A 23635-nucleotide genomic window follows, 5' to 3' on the forward strand; every position below is an offset into this window, starting at 1 on the left:
CGCCCGGACCCATTCCGAACCCGGAAGCTAAGCCTCTCAGCGCCGATGGTACTGCCCTGGAGACGGGGTGGGAGAGTAGGACGCCGCCGGACAACTCTTCACAGGAAGGGCCTTCACCACCCGGTGGGGGCCCTTCCTGCATTTCCGGGACCATTCATCCGGAACGGTCGCGGAATGGGCAACGGCCCCGGTTCCGTCAGGACGGAACCGGGGCCGCGGGCGTCGGTCGTGCGCCGTCAGGGGACGACCCGCCGGAGGCCGGCGAAGGACAGCGCCGCTGCCACGGCCGCCAGGGCCACCGGGATGGCGACGGCCAGGGTGAGGGTCGACTGGTCCACCAGCCAGGTGCCCACGTCGCCCCACCAGCCGCGCCAGGAGACCAGGACGGCCAGGCCGCCGAAGACGACCATCGCGCCGATCACCAGGCCCCAGATGCCGTACTGGCCCCAGCGCTTCATCACCACACCGATCGCCACACCGAGGAAGGCCGCGGCGAGCATCGGGGCGCCGGAGACGAGCACCTGCAGGGCGACGTTGTCGACGTCCATCTGGCCGGGGGCCCAGAAGTTCAGCCGGATCCCCCAGCCGCCCGTGGCGTCCTCGATCGCGACGAGCAGCGCCACGGCGACCCCGTAGACCAGCGCCGCGACCAGCGCGGCCAGTGCCGTCCCCAGGTAGAAGGTGCGCCGGCTCAGGCTCATCCCCATCGCGAAGGGCATCACCTGGGTCACCGACTGGATGAAGACCACCAGGACGGTGATGTAGAGGGACGCGACGCCGCCGGTGATGCCGCCGCCCGGCTGCGTGCCGGCGTCGGTCAGGGACCACACCGCCAGGTTGATGACGAAGCTGAGCGAGACGACGCCCCAGGGGATGCCGACGGTCAGCAGTGGGTTCATCGCGTGCAGCCGGGCGGACGCCAGGACGCGGTTCATCGGGTGGCTCCCTCGTAGGGCGTGGAGGAACGGGCGGTGCGGGCCGCGGCGGCCGCCGAGGCAGTCCCCGTGGCGCGCGTGCTCAGGGCGACGACGAGTTGCTGCAGCGGCGTCGGCTCCGCCGCCAGGCCGGACGCCGCAAGGTCGGCCGGTTCGAGCGGCCGGCCGAGGCGCAGGACAGCGCGCGTGGACCCGCCTAGGGCGTCCCGGGTGAGCACCTCGTGCTCCCGTGCCAGCGCCTCGACGCGCCCGGTCGGGCCGGTGACGGTGAGGGCGGAGGCGCGCAGGGTCTCGACGTCGTCGTCGAGGAGCACTCGGCCGCCGTCGAGGAGGACGACGTGCTCGAGCAGTCCGCTGATCTCCTCGATGAGGTGCGTGGACAGGACGATCGTCCGGGGCTCCTCGGCGTAGTCGGCGATCAGCCGGTCGTAGAAGAGCTGGCGGGCGACGGCGTCGAGGCCCAGGTAGGGCTCGTCGAAGAAGGTCACCGGCGCCCGGGAGGCCAGGCCGATGGTGATGCCGACGGCCGACACCATCCCGCGGGACAGCTTGACCACCGGCCGGCGGGCCGGGAGGTCGAAGTCGGCCACCAGCGAGCGGGCCAGGTCCTCGTCCCAGGTGGGGAAGAGGGTGGCCGCCGCCGAGAGGGCGTCGCGCACCCGGAAGTGGTCGGGGTAGCGCTGGCTCTCCTTGACGAAGCAGATCTGCTGGAGGACGGCGTCGTCCTCGTAGGGGTCGGTGCCGAGCACCCGCACCTGGCCGCTGCTGGGCACGCGGTGCCCGGCGAGCAGCTGCATGAGCGTCGTCTTGCCGGCGCCGTTGCGGCCCAGCAGGCCGGTGATGCCGTCGGTGGCGAAGGAGGTGGTCACCGCGTCGAGGGCGGTGTGCTCCCGGTACCGCATGGTGACGTCGGTCAGCGTCGCGGCGGCGGTCATCGCTCGTCCTCCCAGCGGTCGATCATGCGGGCCAGCTCGGTGGTGGAGATGCCGAGCTTGGAGGCCTCGGTCATCAGGGGGCGGACGTACTGGTCGGCGAACTCGCTGCGGCGGCGCTTGAGCAGCTGCTCCCGGGCGCCCGTGGCGACGAACATCCCGACTCCTCGTCTCTTGTAGAGGACCCCGTCGGTGACGAGCTGGTTGAGGCCCTTGGCGGCTGTCGCGGGGTTGATGCGGTGGAAGGCGCTGAGCTCGTTCGACGAGGGCGCCTGGCTCTCCTCGGGGAGGGAGCCGTCGACGATCGCGTTCTCGATCTGGGCCGCGACCTGCCGGAAGATCGGGCCGGCGTCCTCGTTCACCCGGCGCCCCGGTGTCCCGCCGGCTCGTCCCGGTGCCGGGGTTCATTACTCATGTAGTGAACCGTAGGGGTGGTGGAGCTCGACCGTCAAGAGCGGCTACGGTCGCGCCGTGGACGACGCACTGACGCCCTTCGCCGTCGACGTCCCCGCGGAGGAGGTGGACGACCTCCGCCGCCGGCTGCGCGGCACCCGCTGGCCCGACGCCGCGACGGTCGGTGACTGGTCGCAGGGCGTGCCGCTGGACTGGCTGCGCGAGGTCTGCCGGTACTGGGCCGAGGAGTACGACTGGTCCGCCTGCCAGGCCCGGCTGGACGCCGTCCCCCAGCTGACGACGGTCGTCGACGGGCTGGCGGTCCACCTCCTGCACGTCCCCTCGCCGCACCCCGGGGCGCTGCCGCTGGTCCTCACGCACGGCTGGCCCGGGTCGGTGCTCGAGTTCCTCGACCTCCTCGGCCCGCTCACCGACCCCGAGGACCCGCGCGACGCGTTCTCCGTCGTCGTGCCGTCGCTGCCCGGCTACGGGTGGAGCGGGCACCCGGAGGCGCCCGGCTGGGGTCCGGCGCGGACCGCGGACGCGTGGGCGGAGGTGATGCGCCGGCTCGGTTACGAGCGCTTCGGGGCGCAGGGCGGGGACATCGGCTCGTTCGTGTCGGCCAACCTGGGCGCGCGCCACCCCGACCGGGTGGCCGGCGTGCACCTCAACATGGTGGTGACCGAGCCGCCGCCCGGGCAGACCGAGTTCGACGAGCGCGAGCAGCGCGCCCTGGACCGGATGCGCACCTTCCGCACGGACGGGTCGTCCTACAGCCACCAGCACCGCACCCGGCCGCAGACGCTCGGCTACGGCCTCACCGACTCCCCGGCCGGGCAGGCCGCGTGGATCCTCGAGAAGTTCGCCGCCTGGACCGACAACGACGGCGACCCGACCTCCGCGATCGCGCTCGACCGGCTGTTGGACGACGTCTCGGTCTACTGGTTCACGCGGACGGCGACGTCGTCGGCGCGGATGTACTGGGAGATGGCCCGGGCGCCGGAGGAGCGGGCACCGCAGGTGGACGTGCCGTCCGGCGTCTCGCTGTTCCCGCACGAGATCTTCGTGCCGCCGCGGGCGTGGGTGGAGCGGCAGCTGACCGACCTGCGGCTCTGGCGCGAGCACGACAGCGGCGGGCACTTCGCGGCGATGGAACGGCCGGGCGAGCTGCTGGCCGACGTCCGGGAGTTCTTCCGCCCGCTCAGGTAACCGCCGCGACACATCCGGCGGTTAGCGTCCGGGCTCCGCCGACCCCCGGAGGACCCCGCGTGCACCTCTCCCCGCACGAGCAGGAGCGCCTGCTGCTCTCCTACGCCGCCGAGCTGGCACGACGACGGCGCGCGCGGGGCCTGCGGCTCAACCTGCCGGAGGCGACGGCGATCGTCACCGACCACGTGCTCGAGGGCGCCCGCGACGGCGTGCTGGTGGCCGAGCTCATGCAGTCCGGCCGCACGGTGCTCACCCGCGACGACGTGATGGACGGCGTCCCCGAGCTGCTGGAGGAGGTGCAGGTGGAGGCGACCTTCCCGGACGGGACCAAGCTGGTCACGGTCCACCACCCGATCCCGTGAGCGTGGGGCCCGTGGTCCCGGGTGAGGTCATCCCCGCGGAGGGGACGATCGAGACGCTGCCCGGCGTCCCGCGGATCGAGCTCGAGGTGACCAACACCGGCGACCGGCCGGTGCAGGTGGGCTCGCACTTCCACTTCGCGCAGACCAACCGCGCCCTGGCCTTCGACCGGGCCGCGGCAGCCGGCCACCGGCTCGACGTCGCCGCCGGCACCGCCGTCCGCTTCGAGCCCGGCATCACCCGCACGGTGGCGCTGGTGCCGCTGGCCGGCGCGCGCGTCGTCCCCGGCCTGACCGCAGAGGGAGGGCTCGGCTGATGGTGCAGCTGTCCCGCGAGCGCTACGCCCAGCTGTACGGCCCCACGACGGGCGACCGCATCCGGCTGGCCGACACCGACCTGCTGATCGAGGTCGAGGAGGACCGCTGCGGCGGCCCCGGCCGCGCCGGCGAGGAGGCGGTGTTCGGCGGCGGCAAGGTGATCCGCGAGTCGATGGGCCAGGGCCGCGCCACCCGCGCGCAGGGCGCACCCGACCTGGTCATCACCGGCGCCGTCGTCCTGGACCACTGGGGGATCGTCAAGGCCGACGTCGGCATCCGCGACGGGCGGATCGTGGCGCTGGGCAAGGCCGGCAACCCCGACACCATGGACGGCGTCCACCCCGACCTGGTGATCGGCCCGGGCACCGAGGTGATGGCCGGCAACGGCCGGATCCTCACCGCCGGCGGCATCGACTGCCACGTGCACTTCATCTGCCCGCAGATCGTCCCCACGGCGCTCGGCTCCGGGGTCACCACGCTCATCGGCGGCGGCACCGGACCGGCCGAGGGGTCGAAGGCCACCACGATCACCCCGGGTGCCTGGTACCTGGCCCGGATGCTCGAGGCGATGGACCCGTGGCCGGTGAACGTCGCGCTGCTCGGCAAGGGCAACACGGTCTCGCTCGAGTCGATGGAGGAGCAGCTCCGCGCCGGTGCCAGCGGGTTCAAGCTGCACGAGGACTGGGGCTCCACGCCCGCGGCGATCGACGCCTGCCTCACCGTGGCCGGGCGCAACGGCGTCCCGGTCGCGCTGCACTCGGACACGCTCAACGAGGCCGGGTTCGTCGAGGACACCCTGGCGGCGATCGCCGGCCGGTCGATCCACGCGTACCACACCGAGGGTGCCGGGGGCGGGCACGCACCGGACATCATCACCGTCGCCGGGCACCCGAACGTGCTGCCGTCGTCGACCAACCCGACCCGGCCGCACACGGTGAACACCCTCGACGAGCACCTCGACATGCTCATGGTCTGCCACCACCTGGACTCCTCCGTGCCGGAGGACCTGGCCTTCGCCGAGAGCCGGATCCGGCCGACGACGATCGCCGCCGAGGACCTGCTGCACGACATCGGCGCCATCTCGATGATCGGCTCCGACGCGCAGGCCATGGGCCGGGTGGGCGAGGTCGTGATGCGCACCTGGCAGACGGCGCACGTGATGAAGCGCAAGCGCGGGTCGCTGGCCGGCGACGGCGCCGCGGACAACCTGCGGGCCCGCCGGTACGTCGCGAAGTACACGATCTGCCCGGCGGTGGCGCACGGCATCGACGGCGAGGTGGGCTCGGTGGAGCCCGGCAAGCTCGCCGACCTCGTGCTGTGGGACCCGCGGTTCTTCGGCGTCCGCCCGCACGCGGTGCTCAAGGGCGGGATGGTCGCGTGGGCGCAGATGGGCGACGCCAACGCCTCCATCCCGACGCCGCAGCCGCAGCTCCCGCGGCCGATGTTCGGCGCGTACGGGAAGGTGCCGGCGCTGACCTCGGTGCACTTCGTGGCGCCGGCGGCCCTGGAGGCGGGGCTCGGCGACCGGCTGGCCATCGACCGGCGGCTGGCCGCGGTCACCGACACCACCCGGCTCACCAAGGCCGACATGCCGGAGAACACCGCGCTGCCGGAGATCCGCGTCGACCCGGACACCTTCACGGTGACCGTGGACGGCGAGGTGTGGGAGCCCGAGCCGGTGCGCGAGCTGCCGATGGCGCAGCGGTACTTCCTGTTCTGATGACGGCCTCCCTGCTCACGCTGGCCGACTCGCGGCTCCCCGCGGGCGGGCACACGCATTCCGGCGGGGTGGAGCAGGCGATCGCGGCCGGGCTGGTGCGCGACCCGGCGTCGCTGGCCGCCTTCCTGCTGCGCCGGCTGGTGACGTCCGGCGCTGTGGCGGCCGGGCTCGCTGCAGCGGCGTGCCGTGGAAGGAACCTCCCGGTGCTCGATGCGGAGGCCGACGCGCGGACGCCGTCGCCGGCGCTGCGGGCCGCCTCCCGGCAGCAGGGCCGCGGGCTCGTGCGGGTGGGCCGCCGCGCCTGGCCCTCGCCGCTCTGGGACGCCCTGCCCGCCGCGCCGCACCACCCCGTCGCGCTCGGCGTCGCCGCGGCCGCCGGCGGGCTGACGCCCCGCGACGCCGCCGCGGCCGCCGCCTACCTGTCGGTCAGCGGCCCGGCGACCGCGGCCCAGCGGCTGCTCGCCATGGACCCGCTCACCGTCGCCGCCGTCACCGCGCGGCTCGCGCCGGAGATCGACGCCGTCGCCGAGGACTGCCTCTCGCGCGCGGACGGCGAGCTGTCCGCCGACACCGACCCGCTCCTCGACCTGCTGGCCGAGGTGCACGCCACGAGAGGGGACCGCTTCTTCGCGTCATGATCACCAACCGGAGGACACATGCCACCTGACCACAACCTGGACGACTACGTGGACGCCTACGAGCACGGACACCGGCACGGCGGGCCGCTGCGCGTCGGGCTCGGCGGCCCGGTCGGTTCGGGCAAGACGGCGCTCGCCGCCGCGCTGTGCCGCACGCTCGGCGCCGAGTACGACCTCGCCGTCGTCACCAACGACATCTACACGACCGAGGACGCCGACTTCCTGCGCCGAAACGCCGTCCTCCCCGACGACCGGATCGAGGCGGTGCAGACCGGCTGCTGCCCGCACACCGCCATCCGCGACGACATCACCGCCAACCTCGACGCCGTCGAGCTGCTCGAGGCCCGCCACCCCGGCCTGGAGCTGGTGCTCGTGGAGTCCGGCGGGGACAACCTGACGGCGAGCTTCAGCTACGGGCTGGTCGACGTGCAGGTGTTCGTCGTCGACGTCGCCGGCGGGGACAAGGTGCCGCGCAAGGGCGGGCCCGGGGTCACCGCGAGCGACCTGCTCGTGGTGAACAAGACCGACCTCGCGCCGCTGGTGGGCGCCGACCTCGACGTCATGCGGCGCGACTCCGCGGTGGTGCGCGGGGACAAGCCGACCCTGCTCATCTCGCTGCGCGAGGACCCGGCCGCCACCGAGGTGGCCGAGTGGGTGCGCGCACAGGTGCGGGCGCGGCAGCTGCAGCAGGCGTGAGGACACGGGTCGAGGTCGTCGCGCGGCGGGGGCCCGGCGGGCGCACCGTGCTGCCGGTGGTCCGCGGGAGCGGGCAGCTGGCGGTGCGCCGGACCGGTCCGTCCGCCGTCCACCTCGTGGCGACGGCGTTCGGCCCGCTCGGCGGCGACGACGCCGAGATCCGGCTGGTGGTCGAGGAGGGCGCCGTGCTCGCGGTGCGCTCGGTGGCCGCCGCCGTCGCGCTGCCCGCCCGCGACGGCGACCGGCCCTCGGTGCAGCGCGTCCTCGCGGAGGTGGCCGGGGAGCTCGACCTGCGGATGGAGCCGACCGTCGTCGCCCGGGGCGCGCACCACCGCGCCGGGCTGACGGCGGAGCTCGCGGCGGGCGCCGTGCTGACCGCCACCGAGCAGGTGCTGCTCGGCCGCACCGGCGAGGAGCCCGGCCGGTGGACCGGCACCACGCGGGTGGTCGCCGACGGGCGGCCGCTGGTGCACACGACCGTCGGTCTCGGCCCGGGAGCGCCGGCCTGGCTGCCGCCGGTCGCGCCGCGTGCCTACGCGTCCACGGTGCACGTGGGGCAGGCTGCCGGGGTGCTGACCGCCGGGGACGCCGTCCGCCTGCCGCTGGACACCGGGTGGGTGGCCACCGCCTGGGGCGCCGAGCTGCACACCGTGGTGCGCGCGGTGGAGGCGGTGGCGTGAGCCTCGTCGTGCGGGCGCGGCGGGTGGTGCTGCCGGGCGGCGAGCGTGCCGCGGCCGTGCACACGCGGGACGGCGTCGTCACGGCGGTGACGGCGTTCGACGACGTCCCGCCCGGCGCGGTCACCCTCGCCGACGACGAGGTCCTGATCCCGGGGCTGGTCGACAGCCACGTGCACGTCAACGAGCCGGGCCGCACCGAGTGGGAGGGCTTCGCCAGCGCCACCCGGGCCGCGGCCGCCGGCGGGATCACCACGATCGTGGACATGCCGCTGAACTCCGTGCCGGCGACCACCACGCTCGACGCGCTGCGGGTCAAGCGCGAGGTGGCGGCCGGGCAGGTCGCCGTCGACGTGGCGTTCTGGGGCGGCGCGGTGCCCGGCAACCTCGCCGAGCTGCGGCCGATGCACGAGGCCGGCGTCGTCGGGTTCAAGTGCTTCCTGCTCGACTCCGGGGTGCCCGAGTTCCCGCCGCTGGACGACGCCGGTCTGCGCGCCGCGCTGGCCGAGCTGGCGGCGTTCGACGGGCTGCTCATCGCGCACGCCGAGGACGAGGCGGTCATCGACGCGGCGCCGGAGCCCGCGGGCGCGAGCTACGCGGCGTTCCTCGCCTCCCGGCCACCCGCGGCGGAGGAGACGGCGATCGGCCGGCTGGTCGCGGCCACGCGGGACACCGGCGCGCGCAGCCACGTCGTCCACCTGGCCGACGGCGACGCGCTGCCGCTGCTGCGCGCCGCCCGTTCTGACGGCGTGCGCGTCACCGTGGAGACCTGCCCGCACTACCTGACCTTCGCCGCCGAGGACGTGCCCGACGGCGACACCGCCTACAAGTGCTGCCCGCCGATCCGCGAGGCGGCGCACCGGGAGGCGCTGTGGGCGGCGCTGGCGGCCGGCGACGTCGACCTGGTCGTGAGCGACCACTCGCCGTGCACGCCCGAGCTCAAGCGGCTCGACGTCGGCGACTTCGGGCTGGCGTGGGGCGGCATCGCCGGCCTGCAGGTGACCCTGCCCGCGGTGTGGACCGGGGCGCGGGCCCGCGGGATCCCGCTCCCGCAGGTGGTCGGGTGGATGGCGGAGGCGCCGGCGCGGCTGGCCGGGCTCCCGGGCAAGGGCGCGATCGCCGTCGGGCGGGACGCCGACCTGGTGGCCTTCGCCCCCGACGAGCCGTTCGCCGTGGGACGGCTGGAGCACCGCAACCCGGTGACGCCCTACGCCGGGCGGGAGCTCACCGGCGTCGTCCGGCGGACCTGGCTGCGCGGGCGGGAGGCCGACGGCAGCCCCCTCGGCCGGTTGCTCGGCCGAGGGGACCGCTGATCAGGACTGCTGCTCGCCCTCCTCGCGGGCGGCGTCGTCCATGATCTTCGGGTCGTCGGTGGAGCCCCCGGCGGGGTCGGCGTTGCCCAGCGCGGTCTCGGCGGGCATCTGCCGGACGTGCTCGCGGGCGCGCTCGCGCAGGTCGTCGGTCGGTTCGGACACGGGTCCTCCTCGGGGTCTGGTGGAACACCGGACCCCTACCCCGCCCGTGACACAGTGACCCCCGCCGACCCCGGAGGAGAGCCGTGAGCGACCCGTTCGACCTGCCCGACCTCGCCGTGCGCACGCAGGGCGGTGCCGTGGTCGCCGCCAACGACGAGTTCTTCGCCGGCAAGGAGGCCCTCGTCCTGCCCGGCCCGGCGCGCGCCCGCGACGACTTCGGCGCCCGCGGCAAGGAGTACGACGGCTGGGAGACCCGGCGCCGGCGCGAGCCCGGGCACGACGAGGCGGTCGTGCGGCTCGGCATGCCGGGGGTGGTGCGCGCCGTCGTCGTGGACACGGCGTTCTTCCTCGGCAACTACCCGCCGCGGGCGTCGCTGGAGGGGGCGGCGGTGGAGGGCCACCCGCCGGCGTCCGCGCTGGCGGGCGCCGACTGGGTGCCGCTGCTGCCGCTGTCGGACCTGGCCGGCGGCACCGCCAACCGCTTCGCCGTCGAGCCGGGGCCGCGGGTGACGCACGTGCGGCTGTCGATTCACCCCGACGGGGGCGTCGCCCGGCTGCGGGTGCACGGCGAGGTCGTGCCCGACCCGCGGCTGCTCGACGCCGGCCCCTGCGACCTCGCGGCGCTGGAGAACGGCGGCCGAGTGACCGGGGTGAGCAACGCCTTCTACGGCAGCCCGCACCAGCTCATCGGCCGCGGCGAGGCCCGCTCGATGGGGGAGGGCTGGGAGAACGCCCGCCGCCGCGACGACGGCAACGACTGGGTCGACGTCGCGCTGGCCTGCGAGGGCACGGTGACCCTCGCCGAGCTCGACACCTCCTGGTTCCTCGGCAACGCGCCCGGCGCGGCGTCGCTGACCGGCCGGACGGCGGACGGCGCCGAGGTGGAGCTGCTGCCCCGCACGCCGATGCAGCCCGACACCCGGCACCGCTTCGTGCTCCCTGGCGACGCCGCGGTGACCTCGGTCCGGATGGACGTGTTCCCCGACGGCGGCATGGCCCGGCTGCGGCTGTGGGGCCGCCCGACCGGTGCCGGCCGCGCCGCCCTGCAGCAGCGGTGGGAGGCCACGGCCAGGCGCTGAGGGGCCGAGCGTGTGCGCCGGCGCGGCATCCCGGGGTCCGGAACGCGGCGTCGCCGCACACGCTCCGAGGCGTTCCCGCGGGAACGTCCCGGGGATGGCACGCGGAGCAGCGGGTAGGTGGCGCCCGTGGCGACGATCGCGATCACCGGGTCCACCGACGGCATCGGCCGGGCGGCCGCACGGCAGCTGCTCGGCGACGGGCACACCGTCGTCCTGCACGCCCGCGGCGAGGCCCGGGGTGCGCCGGTGGCCGAGGAGCTGGGGCGGCTCGGCGACGTCCGGCTGGTCACCGGCGACCTGGCCGACCTCGGCCAGGTGCGCGCGCTGGCCGACCGGATCGGTGAGGTGGACGCGCTCGTGCACAACGCCGGCGTGTGGCCGGCCGACGGCGCGGCGCCCAGCGCGCAGGGCCACGAGATCGCCTTCGCCGTCAACGCGCTGGCGCCGCACCTGCTGACCGCCCTCCTGCGCGACCGGGTGCGCGAGCGGCTGGTCTTCCTCGGCAGCGGCATGGTCGGTTCGGGTCGCGTCGACCCCGACGACCTCGGCACCCCGCGGGACTCCCGCCGGGCCTACGCCGACTCCAAGGCCCTCGACGTCGTGCTGTCCCTCGGCTGGGCCCGCCGCCTGCCGCACCTGCGGGTGGGCGCCGTCGACCCCGGCTGGGTGCGCACGAAGCTCGCCTCCGCGGGCGCGCCGGGCGACGTCGAGGACGGCGGCGCGCGGGTGGCGCTGGCCGCGGCCGGCGACTGGCCGGGCGGCTACACCGCCGGTCGCCGCCCTGCCCGGACACCGGGCACGCTGGAGGACCCCGGCCTGCAGGACCGCGTGCTGGCCGCGATGGACCGCCTGGCCGGCATCTCGGGCTGAGGGCCCCTCATCCCGCCAGGGACGGGACGAGCTGCTGCGCCATGGCGGTGACGACCGCCGCCTGGCCGGCGTGGAACCCACGGCCGTCGCACCCGGACACGTTCCCGTCGCCCTCGGTCAGCAGGACGACGACGTAGCGGTCGCCCGCCAGGAGCCCGGTGCTGTTGACCACCGCGTCGCCCGCGTCGTCGGCGGAGCCGTTCGCCCACCCCTGCTTGACCGCGGCGCCGGGTGCGACGGACTGCAGGCCGAAGCCCTGGTCCGTGCCGTCCGCGGCCCGGGCCCGCACGTCGTGCAGCGCGGCGCCGAGCCAGGGCCAGACCACCGGGTCCGCCCGCAGGGCCGCGTAGAGCCGCGCCAGGCCGAGGGGCGTGACGTGGGTGTTGCCCCAGCGGCCGGTGATCCCGTTGGGGGAGCCCAGCTCCGGCAGGTCGTAGTGCTCCTCGATCCACGGCTCGAGGTCCGGGCCGCCGGCCCGTTCCCACAGCACGTTCGCCGCGGCGTCGTCGGAGAGGCTGACCATCGCACGGGCCAGCGCCTCGGTCTCACCGGTCAACGCCCCCTCGGTCAGCAGCCGGGCCGCGACCATCACCTTCACCACGGAGGCGGTGGCGAACTCACCGTCCTGGTCGCCGGCCACCAGGCAGGCGCCGGTCGCGGTGTCCACCACGGCGACGCCCACCCGCAGCCCGGCGTCCACCCCGATCCGGGCTGCGGCGTCCACCGCCGCGGCCGGGAGCGCCGGGTCCTGGTCGCAGCCGCCGACCGCGTCCCGGACGGCCGGCACCACGACGACGGCCGCGGCGACGGCGAGGCCGAGCGCCGCCAGCCGGGCCGGGCCGGGGCGGCGCCTCCGCAGGGGGCGCCCGCCGCGGCCGTAGCGGGTCGGTGCCCGGCCCGGGACGACGGGGCGCCCGGACCGGGCAGGGGCGGGCCGGGCAGGAGCAAGGCGGGTCGGGGCCATATGGGAGGGCTCCTCGGCGGGGCGATCCAGGCCGGCCGTGCGTGCGCCGGCTCTCCGGATCGGGGCGGTCGGGTCGGCGACCACCCTCGTTCCGGAGGCCCTCCCCCCGCGTCGGAGCAGGAGCCGATCCCGGACCGCCCCCCGGTACCCCCGGCGGCCTACGCCGTCGTCACCCTCCGGGCTGAGCGCACGCTCACGTCCCGGTGAGGTGCTCCGGGCGGACCGGCACGCGGGTCAGCGGCAGGCCGGTGGCCTGGCGGATCGCGGCCAGCACCGCCGGGCCGGAGGAGATGTTGGGCGCCTCGCCGACGCCGCGCAGCCCATAGGGGGCGTGCGGGTCGGCGTACTCCAGGACCTCGATGCGCATCGGCGGCATGTCGAGCACCGTGGGGATCAGGTAGTCGGTGAACGACGGGTTCTGCACCCGGCCGTCGCGCACCAGGATCTCCTCCATCACCGCGAGGCCGAGGCCCTGCGCGGTGCCGCCCTGGATCTGCCCGATCACCGCCTGCGGGTTGATCGCCTTGCCCACGTCCTGGGTGCAGGCCATCTCCACGACCTTGACCAGGCCGAGTTCGGTGTCGACGTCGACCACGGCGCGGTGCGCGGAGAACGCGTACTGCACGTGCGCGAAGCCCTGGCCGGTCTCCGGGTCGATCGGCTCGGTCCGCCGGTGCCGCCACTCCAGCGTCTCCTCGACGACGTCGTCGGCGAGCACCTCGGCCAGCGTCAGCGCGACGCCCTCGCCGTCGGAGACGACCTTGCCGCCGTCCAGCCGCAGGTCGGGCACGGCCCGTCCCACCAGGTCCCGGGCGCGGGACAGCACCCGCTCCCGCACCGCCTCGCACGCGGCCTTCACCGCGCCGCCGGTGACGTAGGTCTGCCGCGACGCGGAGGTGGAGCCGGCCGAGCCGACGGCGGTGTCCTTCGGGGCGACGACGACGCGCTCGACGCCGAGCTCGGTGCGGGCGATCTGCTGTTCGACGGTGACCAGGCCCTGCCCGACCTCGGCGGCCGCGGTGTGCACGGTGGCCACCGCCTCGCCGCCGACGACCTCCAGCCGCACCCGCGCCGTCGAGTGGTCGTCGAAGCCCTCCGAGAAGGCGACGTTCTTGTAGGCGACGGCGTACCCGACGCCGCGCCGCACGCCCTCGCCGTGGGTGGTGTTGGAGACCCCGCCCGGCATGTCGCGCAGGTCGACGTCGGCGCCGGTGGCGGGCGCCGGGGGCATCGGCATGGCCTCCAGCCGGCGCAGCAGCTCGACGACCGGCGCCGCGCTGTCGACCACCTGCCCGTTGGGGGTGACCGAGCCCTCCTCCATCGCGTTGCGGCAGCGCAGCTCGACCGGGTCCATGCCGAGCTCGGCGGCGAGCGCGTCCATCTGCGACTCGTAGGCGAAGGCGGTCTGCACGGAGCCGAACCCGCGCATGGCGCCGCAGGGCGGGTTGTTGGTGTAGGCGCCGTAGCAGTCGACGTGCACGTTCGGGACGACGTAGGGGCCGAGGCCCATCGTGCCGGCGTTGCCGACGACCGCGGGGGTGCTGGAGGCGTACGCGCCGCCGTCGAGGTAGATCGTGGCCCGGACGTAGACGAGGTCGCCGTCGCGGGTGGCGCCGTGCTCGTAGCGCATGGTGGCCGGGTGCCGGTGCACGTGGCCGAAGAAGGACTCCTCGCGGTTGTAGGACATCTTCACCGGCCGGCCGGTGTGCAGCGCCAGCAGGCAGGCGTGCACGTGCATCGAGAGGTCCTCGCGGCCGCCGAACGCCCCACCGACGCCGGCGAGGGTCAGCCGCACCTTGTCCTCGGGCATGCCCAGCGCCGCGCAGATCTGCCGCTGGTCGACGTGCAGCCACTGGGTGGCCACGTAGAGGTCGACGCCGCCGTCCTCCGCCGGGACCGCGAGCCCGGACTCCGGCCCGAGGAACGCCTGGTCCTGCATGCCGACCTCGTACTCGCCGATCACCACGACGTCGGCCGTGGGCTCGGGGTCGCCCCTGCGGATCTTGAGGTGGCGCACCAGGTTGCCCTGCGGGTGCAGGTGGGCGCTCTCCCGGCTCAGCTCGGTGACCTCGGCGGGGGTCTCGTGCACCTGGTTCCAGGTGGGGTGCCCCAGCGCGGTGCGGGCGTCGGTGACCGGCTCCCACACCTCGTAGTCGACGACGACGCGCGCGGCGGCCCGCCGGGCGGTGTCGGGGTGGTCGGCGGCCACCAGCGCCACCGGCTCGCCCTGGTAGCGGACGACGTCGAGCGCGAGCACCGGCTGGTCGGCGAGCTCGAGGCCGTAGACCTTCTCGCCGGGGACGTCGTCGCTGGTGAGGACGGCGTGCACCCCGGGGACGGCGAGCGCGGGGCCGACGTCGATCGACCGGATGCGGGCGTAGGGGTGCGGGCTGCGCAGCGTGACGCCCCACAGCATGTCGTCCATCCACAGGTCGCTGCCGTAGGCGAACTCGCCGCGGACCTTGAGCACGCCGTCGGGGCGCTGCGCGTCGGCGCCGATGCCGCCGCCGGCGCCGGTCAGGTGCGCGGGGGCGCCGCTCGGGGCGCGGGTGGGGGTGCTCATCGCGCGTCACCTGCCATGCGGTCGGCGGCCAGGCGGACGGCGTCGAGGATCTTCTCGTAGCCGGTGCAGCGGCAGAGGTTGCCGGCCAGCGCCTCGCGGATCTCGGCGTCGGCGGGCTTGCGGCCCTCGGCGCGGGTGCGGGCGACCAGGTCGTCGGTGGCCACCAGCAGGCCGGGCGTGCAGAAGCCGCACTGGACGGCGCCGGCCTCGAGGAACGCCTCCTGGACCGGGTGCAGCTCGCCGGCGGGCGCGAGGCCCTCGACGGTGCCGACCTCGCGGCCCTGCGCCTGCCCCGCGGCGACCAGGCAGGCGCAGACCGGGACGTCGTCGAGGTAGACGGTGCACGAGCCGCACTCGCCCTGCTCGCAGGCGTTCTTCGACCCGGGCAGGCCCATCCGCTCGCGCAGGACGTAGAGCAGGCTCTCGCCCTCCCACACGTCGTCGACCTCGCGGGGCGTGCCGTTGACCGAGCAGCTCAGGCGCACGTCGGGTCTCCCTTGCGGTAGTCGGCCCAGGCCCAGGTGAGGGTGCGGCGGGCCATCACGGACAGGGCGTGCACGCGGTAGGCGGCGGTGCCCCGGACGTCGTCGATGGGGGCGGCGGCCGCGGCGACTAGCTCGCCGAAGCGACCGGCGGTGGCGGCCGGCAGCTCGCCGCGGGACTCCCACAGCCCGTCGAGCTCGCCGGCGAGGAACTCCTCGGCCTCCGGCGCGCGGCGCGGGGTGGGGGCGGCCGACCCGATGCCGGTGCCGACGGCGCGGCGGTCGGGGTGCAGGGCCAGGCCGAAGGCGGCGACGGCGATGACCATCGCGTTGCGGGTGCCGATCTTGCTGTACTGCTGCGGCCCGGCCGGCGGGCGGATGCGGACGGCGGCGATCAGCTCGTCGTCGGCCAGGGCGGAGCGCTTGACGCCCCGATAGAACTCGCTCACCGGGATCCGGCGTGTGCCGCGGACCGACGCGACCTCGACCTCGGCGCCCGCGGCCAGCAGCGCGGGGTGCGCGTCGCCGGCGGGCGAGGCGGTGGCCAGGTTGCCGCCGACGGTGCCGCGGTTGCGGATCTGCGGCGAGCCGATCGTGCGCGCCGCCATCGCCAGCCCGGGCAGCCGGCCGCCGAGCTCGGTGATCACCCGGGCGTAGGGGACGCCGGCGCCCAGCCGCACCGCGCCGTCGTCGAGGCCCCACTCCTGCAGCTCGGGGACGCGGGTGAGGTCGATCAGCGTCGTCGGGCGCAGGCGGCCGAAGTTGACCGCCACCATGACGTCGGTGCCCCCGGCGATCGGGACGGCCTCGCGGGCGGCGGCCTTCGCCTCCAGCGCCTCCGCCCACGTCGCGGGCTGCAGGAAGTCCATCGTCGCTCCCGGTGGCTCAGGCCCCCGGGTTCCCGGGGGACGGCCACGGTAGCCCCGGTGCGTTCCGATCGGGTTGCACGCCGTCACGTGGCGACTCGCCGCGTTCACACGGGCTGGGCAGGATGCGGCGCGTGGAGACGACCGCCGACCTGCTGGTGCACGGTGCCGACCTGCTCGCCACCGTCGACGACGGCCGGCGCGAGATCCCCGGCGGCTGGGTCGCCGTCACCGGCGGGGTGGTGAGCGGCGTCGGCGGGCCCGGCGACCCGCGGCCGGACGCCGCCCGCACCGTGGACGCGCGCGGCTGCCTGGTCACGCCCGGGCTGGTCAACACCCACCACCACCTGTACCAGAACCTCACCCGCTCCTTCGCCCCCGCGCTGACCGGCGGGCTCTTCGAGTGGCTGGTCACCCTGTACCCGCTGTGGGCGCGGCTGGACGAGGAGGCCGCGTACGTGTCGGCGTACGTCGGGCTGACCGAGCTCGCGCTGGCCGGGTGCACCACCTCCACCGACCACCTCTACGTGCACCCGCGCGGCGCCGGCGACCTGATCGGCGCCGAGGTGCGCGCCGCCCGGGACCTCGGGATGCGCTCGCACTTCACCCGCGGCTCGATGTCGCTGTCGGTGAAGGACGGCGGGCTGCCGCCGGACTCCGTCGTCCAGGACGACGACGAGGTCCTCGCGGAGTCGCAGCGCCTGGTGGAGGCCCACCACGACCGCTCTCCGCACGCGCTGACCCGGCTGGCACTGGCGCCCTGCTCGCCGTTCAGCGTCTCCACGGAGCTCATGACCCGGACGGCGGAGCTCGCCGAGCGGCTCGACGTCCGGCTGCACACCCACCTCGCCGAGACGCAGGACGAGGACGCGTTCTGCCTCGAGCGCTTCGGCCGCCGCCCCGTGGACTACCTCGCCGACGTCGGCTGGATGACCGACCGCACCTGGCTCGCGCACGTGGTGTGGCCCTCGGCGGACGAGGTGACCCGGCTCGGGGCCGCGCGGGTCGGTGCGGCGCACTGCCCGTCGTCGAACATGGTGCTGGGCAGCGGGCTCTCGCCGGTGGCGGAGCTGCGGGCGGCCGGGGCGCCGGTGGGGCTGGGGGTCGACGGGTCGGCGTCGGCGGACGCGGCGTCGCTGTGGCTGGAGGCCCGCACCGCGATGCTGCAGGGCAAGCTCCGGCACGGCGCCGGCGCCTTCTCCGCCCGCGACGCCCTGGAGATCGCCACCCGCGGCGGCGCGGCGTGCCTCGGGCGCACCGGCGAGATCGGGCAGCTGTCGGTGGGCGCGTGCGGCGACCTCGCCGTCTGGCCGCTCACCGGTCCGGCGTTCGCGGGCGCGCTGTCGGACCCGGTGGAGGCGTGGCTGCGCTGTGGGCCCGTGGCCGCGCGGCACACCGTCGTCGGCGGGCGGTTCGTGGTGGAGGACGGCGTGCCGGTGCACCCGGGCCTCGACGAGCAGCTCGCCGTCCACCGCCGGGTGAGCGAGCGCATGCAGGCCGCCGTCTGAGGGGCCAATAGCGCTACAAAGGCCCCTCGGCGGGGAGCCATTGGCGCTACAAAGGCCCTCAGAGGGCGGCGGCGAGGGCCTCGAGGTCGTCGAGGGTGGCGTCCACGTGCGGCGACACCCGCAGCACCGGCCCGGTCATCTCGCCCGGCGCCCGCTCCGGGCCGGCCGCGGTGGTGACGACGCCGTGCTCGGCGAGCAGCCGCGCCCGGGTGGCCGCGACGTCGACGCCGTCCGGCGGGCGCAGCGTGGTCGTCGAGGTGGGCTCGCCGGCCGGCTCCACCACCGACCAGCCCGCCGCGCCGTCGAGCACCGTGCGCGCCGCCCGGCCCAGCGCCGCCAACCGCTCGCGCACCCGGTCGGGGCCGGAGGCCAGGTGCTCCCCGACCGCGAGCACCAGCCCCACCCGCCCGGCCACGTGCGCCTCGCCGCTCTCCAGCGCGCGCAGCGGCGGCACGTCCCCGGGCGCCGGGACCGCCGGGGTGAGCTCCGCGGCCACCGCCGGGCGCACGCACAGCACCCCGACGCCGCGCGGCCCGGCCAGCCACTTGCGGGAGGTCGAGTAGACGACGTCGGCGCCGAGGTCGACGTCGACGTGGCCGAGCGACTGCGCGGCGTCGAGCACCAGCGGCACCCCGTGCGCCCGGCACAGCGCCGCCACCTCGCGGGCCGGCTGGACGACGCCGCGGTGGCTGCCCACGTGCGTGAGGTGCACGAAGCGCGGCGGGTCGGCGACCAGCAGCCGCTCCAGCGCGGCGACGTCGACCCGCCCGTCGCCGTCGGACGCCACCGGGACCACCTCGAGCCCGGCCGCCCGCAGCAGCGCCAGGTTCGGCCCGTACTCGCCGGTCGGCGCCGCGACCCGCGTCCCGGCCGGCAGCCGCCAGGCGGCCAGCAGCGCCCCGAGCGCCGCCTGCGCCGACTCGACGAAGACCACGTCGGCCGCCGCCATGCCGGCCAGCCCGCCGATCACGCTGCGGCCCTGCTGCAGCAGGTGCTCGGCCGCCGCCTGCGCCACGTAGCCGCCGAGCTCGGCCTCGTGCCGGGCGTGCTGCGCGACCGCGCCGAGCACCCGCTCGCTCTGCCGGCTGCACGCGGCGGAGTCCAGGTGCCGGCCGGCCGCGCGGGGGCGGCCGGCGCGCCAGGCGTCGGCGAGGTCGTCGTGCGGCAGCAGCAGGTCGAGCGCGGTCACCCCGCGACGCTAGCGCTCAGGACTCCAGCAGCCCCCGGGCCACCGACTCGCCGGAGTGCGCGGGGTCGCCGTCGAGGGGCTCCACGGAGACGTCGACGACCGGGTACTCGCCGATGTCGATGCCCGGCGGCAGCTCGAACTCCTCCGTGCCGGCGCGGACCACCCCGAGCGGGACCAGCCCGGACACCGACTCGGTGAGCAGCCAGGCCTCGTAGTAGCCCTCGGCCGGCGCGTCGGCGGCGAGTTCCACCCGCAGCACCCGCGTGCCGTCCTCGCGCTCGACGACCGAGGCGGTGCCGGTGGCGTCGCTGCCGGCCAGCGGGTCGAGCTGCGCCGCCGCGACCGCGACGCCCTCGTCCTCCCGGCCGGACAGCGCCACCGCGCCGGCCCCGACACCGAGGCCCACCACGAGCGCCGCGGCGGCGGCGAGCAGCAGCCGGGAGCGGCGGGGGCGCAGCGGCACCACCGGGGCGACCGGCGGCTCGGGCGGGAGCGGCCGGGCGGCGGCCGGCCGCAGGGGGACCGGTTCCGCGGGCAGGGGTGCGAGCGGAACGGGCGGCGCGTCGGGCACGGGGCCGGCCGGCGGGGCCGACGCCGCCACCACCTGCGGGCGCGGGGCGCTGGAGACGCCGGTGGCCGCGGCGATGCCGGCCCACAGCGCGGGCGGGGGAGCGACCGGCGCCGTCGGCTCGGCCAGCTCGGGGACGGTGAGCACGTCGACGGCGCGGCGCAGCCGGCCCACCTCGTCGGTGCAGGAGGCGCAGCCGGCGAGGTGCTCGGCGGCGTCGGGGCCCAGCGGCTCGCGCAGCGCCGCCAGGCCGAGGTCCTCAGGCGTGCAGTGCGGCACCGTCCACCTCCAACCGGTCGCGCAGGCGCTCCAGGGTGCGCCGGATGTGGCTCTTGACCGTCCCCAGCGGCAGGCCGGTGCGCTCGGAGATCTGCGCGTGGGTGAGGTCGGCGAAGAACGCCAGCTCGATGATGCCGCGCTGGGGCTGCCCCAGGCGGTCCAGCTCGCCGAGCAGCAGCACGCGGTCGGCGACGGCGGCGTCGACCGGCTGCGGGCCGCCGGTCGGGCGGGCCTGGGCCTCGATGATCGCGGCCTCGGCGGCGCGGCGCTGGCGGTCCCGCTTGGCCCAGGTGTCGGCGATCTTGTGGCGGCAGACGCCGGTGAGCCACGCGGGCAGCGGGCCCTGGTCGGGGCGGTAGCCGGCGCGGCCGGTCCAGGCGGAGACGAAGGTCTGCTGGGTGACGTCCTCGGCGTCGGGGCCGGGGCCGAAGGCGCGCACCGCCATGCCGTGAACGCGGGCGGCCCAGCGCTCGTAGGCCCAGGCCAGCGCCTGCTCGTCGCCCGCGGCGAAGCGGCGCCCGACCTCGTCGTCGTCGGGCTCCGCCGCGCCCGGGGGCACCGGCTCGGCCTGGGTGGTCACGTCACCGACCCTAGGCGACCACCGGCCCGTGCGGGGCTCGAGCAGGCCGGTCACGGCGCCGGCTCCGCCACGACGACGAGGTTGTCGCGGTAACCGCCGAGGTCGGGGAGGAACGGTCCGCCGCAGGTCACGAGGGTCAGCCGGGGCGGTCCGTCGCGGCGGAACAGGTCGTCGACCGGCAGGGCGCCCTTGTCGAGCAGCTCCCGGCCGAGGACCCGCCAGCGGGTGACGGCGCCGGCGGCGTCGGTGACCAGCACCTCGTCGCCGGGCTCGGCCGCGCGCAGTGCCGCCATCGCGCCGAGGCCCTGCTCGACGTCGTCGACGTGTCCGGCGACCACCGCCGAGCCGGCCGCGCCGGGCGCCGGGCCGAAGCGGTACCAGCCGGCACGGTCGACGTCGTCGGGGATGGCCATCTGCCCGTCGTCCGCGGTGCCCACGGCGTCGACGGGGACGTCGAGGCCGCGGGCGGGCATCTCGACCCGGACCGGCGGGACCACCTGGGCGGCGGGGGACGGCGCGGCGTCGCGGGTGGTCACCTGCGGGACGGCCGGCGACGGCGGGGGTGCCGTCGTCGGGGTCGGTGTCGGTGTCGGGGTGGCCGCGAGGGCCTGCTCGACGGGCGCGCCCGCCGCCGCCGGGGGCCGGGTCAGCTCCCACGCGGTGGGCACGCCCACGGCGAGGGCCAGGCCCAGGGCCACGCCGGCGGCAGCGGGTCGCACGGCCGTCAGGCCCGCGTGGTGGCGAGCCGGCGGGCGGCCAGGCCGGCGCCGACCAGGCCCAGGGCGGACAGGCCGAGCAGCGGCATCGGCAGGCCCTCGTCGTCGGCCAGGCCGGCGCTGCCGCCGGGGACGCCGGACGGCGAGGAGTGGCCGCCGCCGATCGTCTGGACGGCGAGCTCGTAGCCGGCCTCCTCGGAGCCCCACGCGTAGACGATCGTGGTGGCGCCCTCGGCGACCTCGAGGTCGGCCGGGCCGATGGCGACCGTGCCGGTGCCGGCCAGGACGACGTCGGCGCTCACGGTGCCCGCCGGGACCTCCAGCGACGCCTCGTTCGGGTTGGCGAGGTTGGGCACGACCACCTGGCCGCCGGCGCGGACGTCGACGGCGGGGGCGGCGGCGGTGTGCCGGACGGTGACCCGGCCCTGGCCCGCGGCCACCTCGGAGACGTCGTTGACGAACGGGGTGAGCGCCGGCTGGCCCTCGGCGGTCAGGTGGGCGACGACGGTGGCGTTGGCGCCGGACGGGACGGCGACGTCGTTCGCCGACAGCAGCGGGGTGCCCGAGCCGTCGGCGGCGTCGGCGGGGAAGAGCGCCAGGTCGTAGGAGCCGGCCGGCAGCGACAGCGGGTCGGTCAGGGTGCCGGGCTGGAAGTCGTCGATGAGCCGCTCGCCGTTGGCGTAGACGTCCACCGGGGTGTCCGGGACGGCGTGCAGGACCGAGACGGTGGCGTCGGCCGCCGAGGCGGGGGCGACGCCGAGCGCCAGCAGTGCGCCGGTACCGGCGACGGTGGCGATGCCGAGGGTGCGGGTGCGGGTCACGGGGACCTCCGGGGTCGGGGTGTGCTGACACCCCCTCTTCCGGCGTCCTCCCAGGTCCGGATGCAGTCCCGGGCGAGGTCGTGCTCTGCACACCGGTGTGTGCAGAGCACGACCCGGCTCAGGACACCGGTGCGGGGACGGAGAGGGAGACGCCGAAGTCGCCGGCCGGGTCGGTCCACCAGTGCGTCATCGCCAGGCCCGCCGCGGCGAGCTCGGCCTCGACGCCCTCCCGGCGGAACTTCGCCGACACCTCGGTGCGCAGGTCCTCGCCCGCGGCGAACGGCACCTCCAGCCCGAGCGCCGGCACCGCCACCACCTGGTCGGTGCGCGCGCGCAACCGCATCTCGATCCACTCGGCGTCGGGGTCCCAGAGCGCCACGTGCTCGAAGGCGTCGGGGTCGACGTCGGCGCCGAGCTCGCGGCGCAGCACCGCCAGCACGTTGCGGTTGAACGCCGCGGTCACCCCTGCGGCGTCGTCGTAGGCGCGCACCAGCCGCGCCGGGTCCTTGACCAGGTCGGTGCCGAGGAGGAAGGAGTCGCCGGGCCGCAGCGTGGCGGCCAGGTCCCGGAGGAAGGCCGCCCGCGGGCCCGGCTCGAGGTTGCCGATCGTGGAGCCGAGGAAGGCCACCAGCCGCCGGCCGGTGCGGGGCAGCCGGTGCAGGTCGCAGGTGAGGTCGGCGACCAGCGGCTCGACGACGACGCCCGGGTACTCCCCGCGGATCGCCGTGCCGGCCGCCGCCAGCACGGTCGGGTCGACGTCGACCGGCACGAACCGGCGCAGCGTCCCCGCGCGGGAGAGCGCGGTGAGCAGCAGCCGCGTCTTCTCCGACGTGCCGCTGCCGAGCTCCACCAGCACGTCGGCGCCCGAGGCGGCCGCGACGTCGCCGGCGTGCGCCTCGAGGACGGCCCGCTCGGCGCGGGTCGGGTAGTACTCGGGCAGCCGGGTGATCTCGTCGAACAGCTCGCTGCCGCGGGCGTCGTAGAACCAGCGCGGCGGCAGCGACCTCGGCGTCGCGGTGAGCCCGGCCCGCACGTCGGCGGCCAGCGCATCGGCGTCGGATGGGGTCAGGCGGTCCTGCGTGTCGGTCACGGGGCTCCTCTGCTCGGGCGGTCGAGGGAGGTCACGGTGAGGCCGTCGGGCGTCACCGCGACCAGCGATCGGTCGGGGAGGTCGGTCCAGGCCGGGTCGTCGTCCCACGGCTCGCTGGCCAGCGCCGTCCCCTCGTCGGTGACCAGCGCCGACAGCGTGTCGCCCCAGGTGGTGGCCAGCAGCCGGCTGCCGTCGGCGGCGAGCAGGTTGAGCCGGGCGGCGGGGTCGGCGGCCCCCACCTCCCGGACGACGTCGCCGAGCGCCTCGGGCCCGCGGGCGAACACCAGCGCCGCGAGCAGCGCGCTGTCGACGGTGGACTCCGCGTCGCGCACCGGCGGCAGCACCGCCCGGTCGACCCGGCCGTTGTGCGACAGCAGCCACCGCCCGTCGGTGAACGGCGCGACCGCGCTCTCCTCCAGCGGCATGCCCACGGTCGCCGAGCGGACGGCGGCCACCACGCAGCCCGACCGGAGCACCGGCGCCACCGAGGCGAACGACGGGTCGCCCCACAGCGGCCGGGCCGATCGCCACCGCGCCGGGCCCTCGCGCCCCTCGGCCCAGAAGCCCACGCCCCAGCCGTCGGCGTTGACGGTGCCGTACCGCTGCCGCCGCGGCGCCCACGACTGCACGAGCAGCGACGACGGCGGGTCGAGCACCAGCGACGCGAGCGACCGCGGCCGGCCGAGCCAGGCGAGGTGGCGGCACACG

General features: G+C 76.3%; 26 protein-coding genes and 1 rRNA gene. 12 read left to right on the forward strand and 15 right to left on the reverse strand.

Annotated features, from left to right (window positions below; translation table 11 throughout):
* A 5S ribosomal RNA gene (gene rrf / locus BUE37_RS00005) occupies nucleotides 1-92 on the forward strand; the annotation flags it as partial.
* A 144-nt stretch (nucleotides 93-236) separates the two neighbouring features.
* Here rrf and BUE37_RS00010 read toward each other — a convergent pair.
* From BUE37_RS00010 to BUE37_RS00020, 3 genes are read right to left on the reverse strand one after another with little or no spacing between them, the layout of a single operon-like run.
* Complete coding sequence (locus tag BUE37_RS00010) at nucleotides 237-935, reverse strand: hypothetical protein (protein ID WP_073417716.1); 699 nt, start codon at nucleotides 933-935, stop codon at nucleotides 237-239.
* Entirely contained in the window at nucleotides 932-1870 is a 939-nt protein-coding gene (locus tag BUE37_RS00015; protein ID WP_073417718.1) for an ABC transporter ATP-binding protein, read from the reverse strand. The genes BUE37_RS00010 and BUE37_RS00015 overlap by 4 nt, the downstream gene beginning before the upstream one ends.
* Nucleotides 1867-2229, reverse strand: a complete 363-nt coding sequence (locus BUE37_RS00020; protein WP_073417720.1) for a GntR family transcriptional regulator — start codon at nucleotides 2227-2229, stop codon at nucleotides 1867-1869. The genes BUE37_RS00015 and BUE37_RS00020 overlap by 4 nt, the downstream gene beginning before the upstream one ends.
* A gap of 109 nt (nucleotides 2230-2338) precedes the next feature.
* Between BUE37_RS00020 and BUE37_RS00025 the strand changes: the two genes are divergently transcribed.
* The 8 genes from BUE37_RS00025 to allB are packed head-to-tail and all read left to right on the forward strand — an operon-like array spanning nucleotide 2339 to nucleotide 9190.
* The gene (locus tag BUE37_RS00025; RefSeq protein ID WP_073417722.1) at nucleotides 2339-3469 is read left to right on the forward strand and encodes an epoxide hydrolase family protein; all 1131 of its coding nucleotides are present in this window, start codon (nucleotides 2339-2341) and stop codon (nucleotides 3467-3469) included.
* Between the two features lie 59 nt (nucleotides 3470-3528).
* Nucleotides 3529-3831, forward strand: a complete 303-nt coding sequence (locus tag BUE37_RS00030) for an urease subunit gamma (protein ID WP_073417724.1) — start codon at nucleotides 3529-3531, stop codon at nucleotides 3829-3831.
* Nucleotides 3828-4145, forward strand: coding sequence for an urease subunit beta (locus BUE37_RS00035; protein WP_245794209.1), 318 nt, complete (start codon nucleotides 3828-3830; stop codon nucleotides 4143-4145). The genes BUE37_RS00030 and BUE37_RS00035 overlap by 4 nt, the downstream gene beginning before the upstream one ends.
* Entirely contained in the window at nucleotides 4145-5866 is a 1722-nt protein-coding gene (locus tag BUE37_RS00040; RefSeq protein WP_073417726.1) for an urease subunit alpha, read from the forward strand. Before BUE37_RS00035 ends, BUE37_RS00040 begins: the two co-directional genes overlap by 1 nt.
* Complete coding sequence (locus tag BUE37_RS00045) at nucleotides 5866-6504, forward strand: urease accessory protein UreF (protein ID WP_073417728.1); 639 nt, start codon at nucleotides 5866-5868, stop codon at nucleotides 6502-6504. The genes BUE37_RS00040 and BUE37_RS00045 overlap by 1 nt, the downstream gene beginning before the upstream one ends.
* An 18-nt stretch (nucleotides 6505-6522) precedes the next feature.
* Nucleotides 6523-7200 carry an urease accessory protein UreG gene (ureG, locus tag BUE37_RS00050; RefSeq protein WP_073417730.1) on the forward strand — a complete coding sequence of 226 codons (678 nt, stop codon included), beginning with the start codon at nucleotides 6523-6525 and terminating at the stop codon, nucleotides 7198-7200.
* A complete protein-coding gene (locus BUE37_RS00055; RefSeq protein ID WP_073417732.1) occupies nucleotides 7197-7880 on the forward strand; it encodes an urease accessory protein UreD in 684 nt (227 codons plus the stop codon). Before ureG ends, BUE37_RS00055 begins: the two co-directional genes overlap by 4 nt.
* Nucleotides 7877-9190: an allantoinase AllB gene (gene allB / locus BUE37_RS00060; protein ID WP_073417733.1), complete on the forward strand. Its 1314-nt coding sequence runs from the start codon at nucleotides 7877-7879 to the stop codon at nucleotides 9188-9190. The genes BUE37_RS00055 and allB overlap by 4 nt, the downstream gene beginning before the upstream one ends.
* On the opposite strand, the gene BUE37_RS23550 is transcribed toward allB, so the two are convergent.
* Nucleotides 9191-9352 carry a hypothetical protein gene (locus tag BUE37_RS23550; protein WP_175562755.1) on the reverse strand — a complete coding sequence of 54 codons (162 nt, stop codon included), beginning with the start codon at nucleotides 9350-9352 and terminating at the stop codon, nucleotides 9191-9193.
* Between the two features lie 83 nt (nucleotides 9353-9435).
* On the opposite strand from BUE37_RS23550, the gene alc reads away from it, so the two are divergent.
* Together alc and BUE37_RS00070 are read left to right on the forward strand one after the other, a co-directional pair.
* On the forward strand, nucleotides 9436-10431 hold the full coding sequence (alc, locus tag BUE37_RS00065) for an allantoicase (protein WP_073417735.1): 996 nt from the start codon (nucleotides 9436-9438) through the stop codon (nucleotides 10429-10431).
* A 126-nt stretch (nucleotides 10432-10557) separates the two neighbouring features.
* On the forward strand, nucleotides 10558-11301 hold the full coding sequence (locus BUE37_RS00070) for an SDR family NAD(P)-dependent oxidoreductase (protein ID WP_073419396.1): 744 nt from the start codon (nucleotides 10558-10560) through the stop codon (nucleotides 11299-11301).
* 7 nt (nucleotides 11302-11308) lie between these two features.
* Here the strand turns inward: BUE37_RS00070 and BUE37_RS00075 are convergent, their stop codons facing one another.
* The 4 genes from BUE37_RS00075 to BUE37_RS00090 all read right to left on the reverse strand — a co-directional run bounded on the left by BUE37_RS00075 (nucleotide 11309) and on the right by BUE37_RS00090 (nucleotide 16179).
* Nucleotides 11309-12265 (reverse strand): serine hydrolase, encoded by a 957-nt coding sequence (locus BUE37_RS00075; RefSeq protein ID WP_073417737.1) that lies wholly within the window; start codon nucleotides 12263-12265, stop codon nucleotides 11309-11311.
* Between the two features lie 193 nt (nucleotides 12266-12458).
* A complete protein-coding gene (gene pucD / locus BUE37_RS00080; RefSeq protein WP_073417739.1) occupies nucleotides 12459-14828 on the reverse strand; it encodes a xanthine dehydrogenase subunit D in 2370 nt (789 codons plus the stop codon).
* The gene (locus BUE37_RS00085) at nucleotides 14825-15313 is read right to left on the reverse strand and encodes a (2Fe-2S)-binding protein (protein ID WP_073417740.1); all 489 of its coding nucleotides are present in this window, start codon (nucleotides 15311-15313) and stop codon (nucleotides 14825-14827) included. Before BUE37_RS00085 ends, pucD begins: the two co-directional genes overlap by 4 nt.
* On the reverse strand, nucleotides 15304-16179 hold the full coding sequence (locus BUE37_RS00090) for an FAD binding domain-containing protein (RefSeq protein ID WP_073417742.1): 876 nt from the start codon (nucleotides 16177-16179) through the stop codon (nucleotides 15304-15306). The genes BUE37_RS00085 and BUE37_RS00090 overlap by 10 nt, the downstream gene beginning before the upstream one ends.
* Nucleotides 16180-16301: 122 nt before the next feature.
* On the opposite strand from BUE37_RS00090, the gene BUE37_RS00095 reads away from it, so the two are divergent.
* Entirely contained in the window at nucleotides 16302-17684 is a 1383-nt protein-coding gene (locus BUE37_RS00095) for an 8-oxoguanine deaminase (protein WP_073417743.1), read from the forward strand.
* 58 nt (nucleotides 17685-17742) lie between these two features.
* Here BUE37_RS00095 and egtE read toward each other — a convergent pair whose 3' ends face one another.
* The 7 genes from egtE to egtC form a co-directional block, all read right to left on the reverse strand.
* Complete coding sequence (gene egtE / locus BUE37_RS00100) at nucleotides 17743-18873, reverse strand: ergothioneine biosynthesis PLP-dependent enzyme EgtE (protein ID WP_073417745.1); 1131 nt, start codon at nucleotides 18871-18873, stop codon at nucleotides 17743-17745.
* A 16-nt stretch (nucleotides 18874-18889) separates the two neighbouring features.
* Complete coding sequence (locus tag BUE37_RS00105; protein ID WP_073417747.1) at nucleotides 18890-19720, reverse strand: anti-sigma factor; 831 nt, start codon at nucleotides 19718-19720, stop codon at nucleotides 18890-18892.
* Entirely contained in the window at nucleotides 19701-20300 is a 600-nt protein-coding gene (locus tag BUE37_RS00110) for an RNA polymerase sigma factor (RefSeq protein ID WP_073419397.1), read from the reverse strand. Before BUE37_RS00110 ends, BUE37_RS00105 begins: the two co-directional genes overlap by 20 nt.
* Before the next feature lie 50 nt (nucleotides 20301-20350).
* On the reverse strand, nucleotides 20351-21019 hold the full coding sequence (locus BUE37_RS00115; RefSeq protein ID WP_073417749.1) for a class F sortase: 669 nt from the start codon (nucleotides 21017-21019) through the stop codon (nucleotides 20351-20353).
* Between the two features lie 5 nt (nucleotides 21020-21024).
* A complete protein-coding gene (locus tag BUE37_RS00120; RefSeq protein ID WP_073417751.1) occupies nucleotides 21025-21837 on the reverse strand; it encodes a DUF4397 domain-containing protein in 813 nt (270 codons plus the stop codon).
* A 118-nt stretch (nucleotides 21838-21955) separates the two neighbouring features.
* Nucleotides 21956-22927 carry an L-histidine N(alpha)-methyltransferase gene (egtD, locus tag BUE37_RS00125; protein WP_073417753.1) on the reverse strand — a complete coding sequence of 324 codons (972 nt, stop codon included), beginning with the start codon at nucleotides 22925-22927 and terminating at the stop codon, nucleotides 21956-21958.
* Entirely contained in the window at nucleotides 22924-23634 is a 711-nt protein-coding gene (gene egtC, locus BUE37_RS00130) for an ergothioneine biosynthesis protein EgtC (protein WP_073417755.1), read from the reverse strand. Before egtC ends, egtD begins: the two co-directional genes overlap by 4 nt.
* Nucleotide 23635: the final 1 nt, after the last annotated feature.

The organism is Geodermatophilus nigrescens (assembly GCF_900129495.1).
Taxonomy (GTDB): domain Bacteria; phylum Actinomycetota; class Actinomycetes; order Mycobacteriales; family Geodermatophilaceae; genus Geodermatophilus; species Geodermatophilus nigrescens.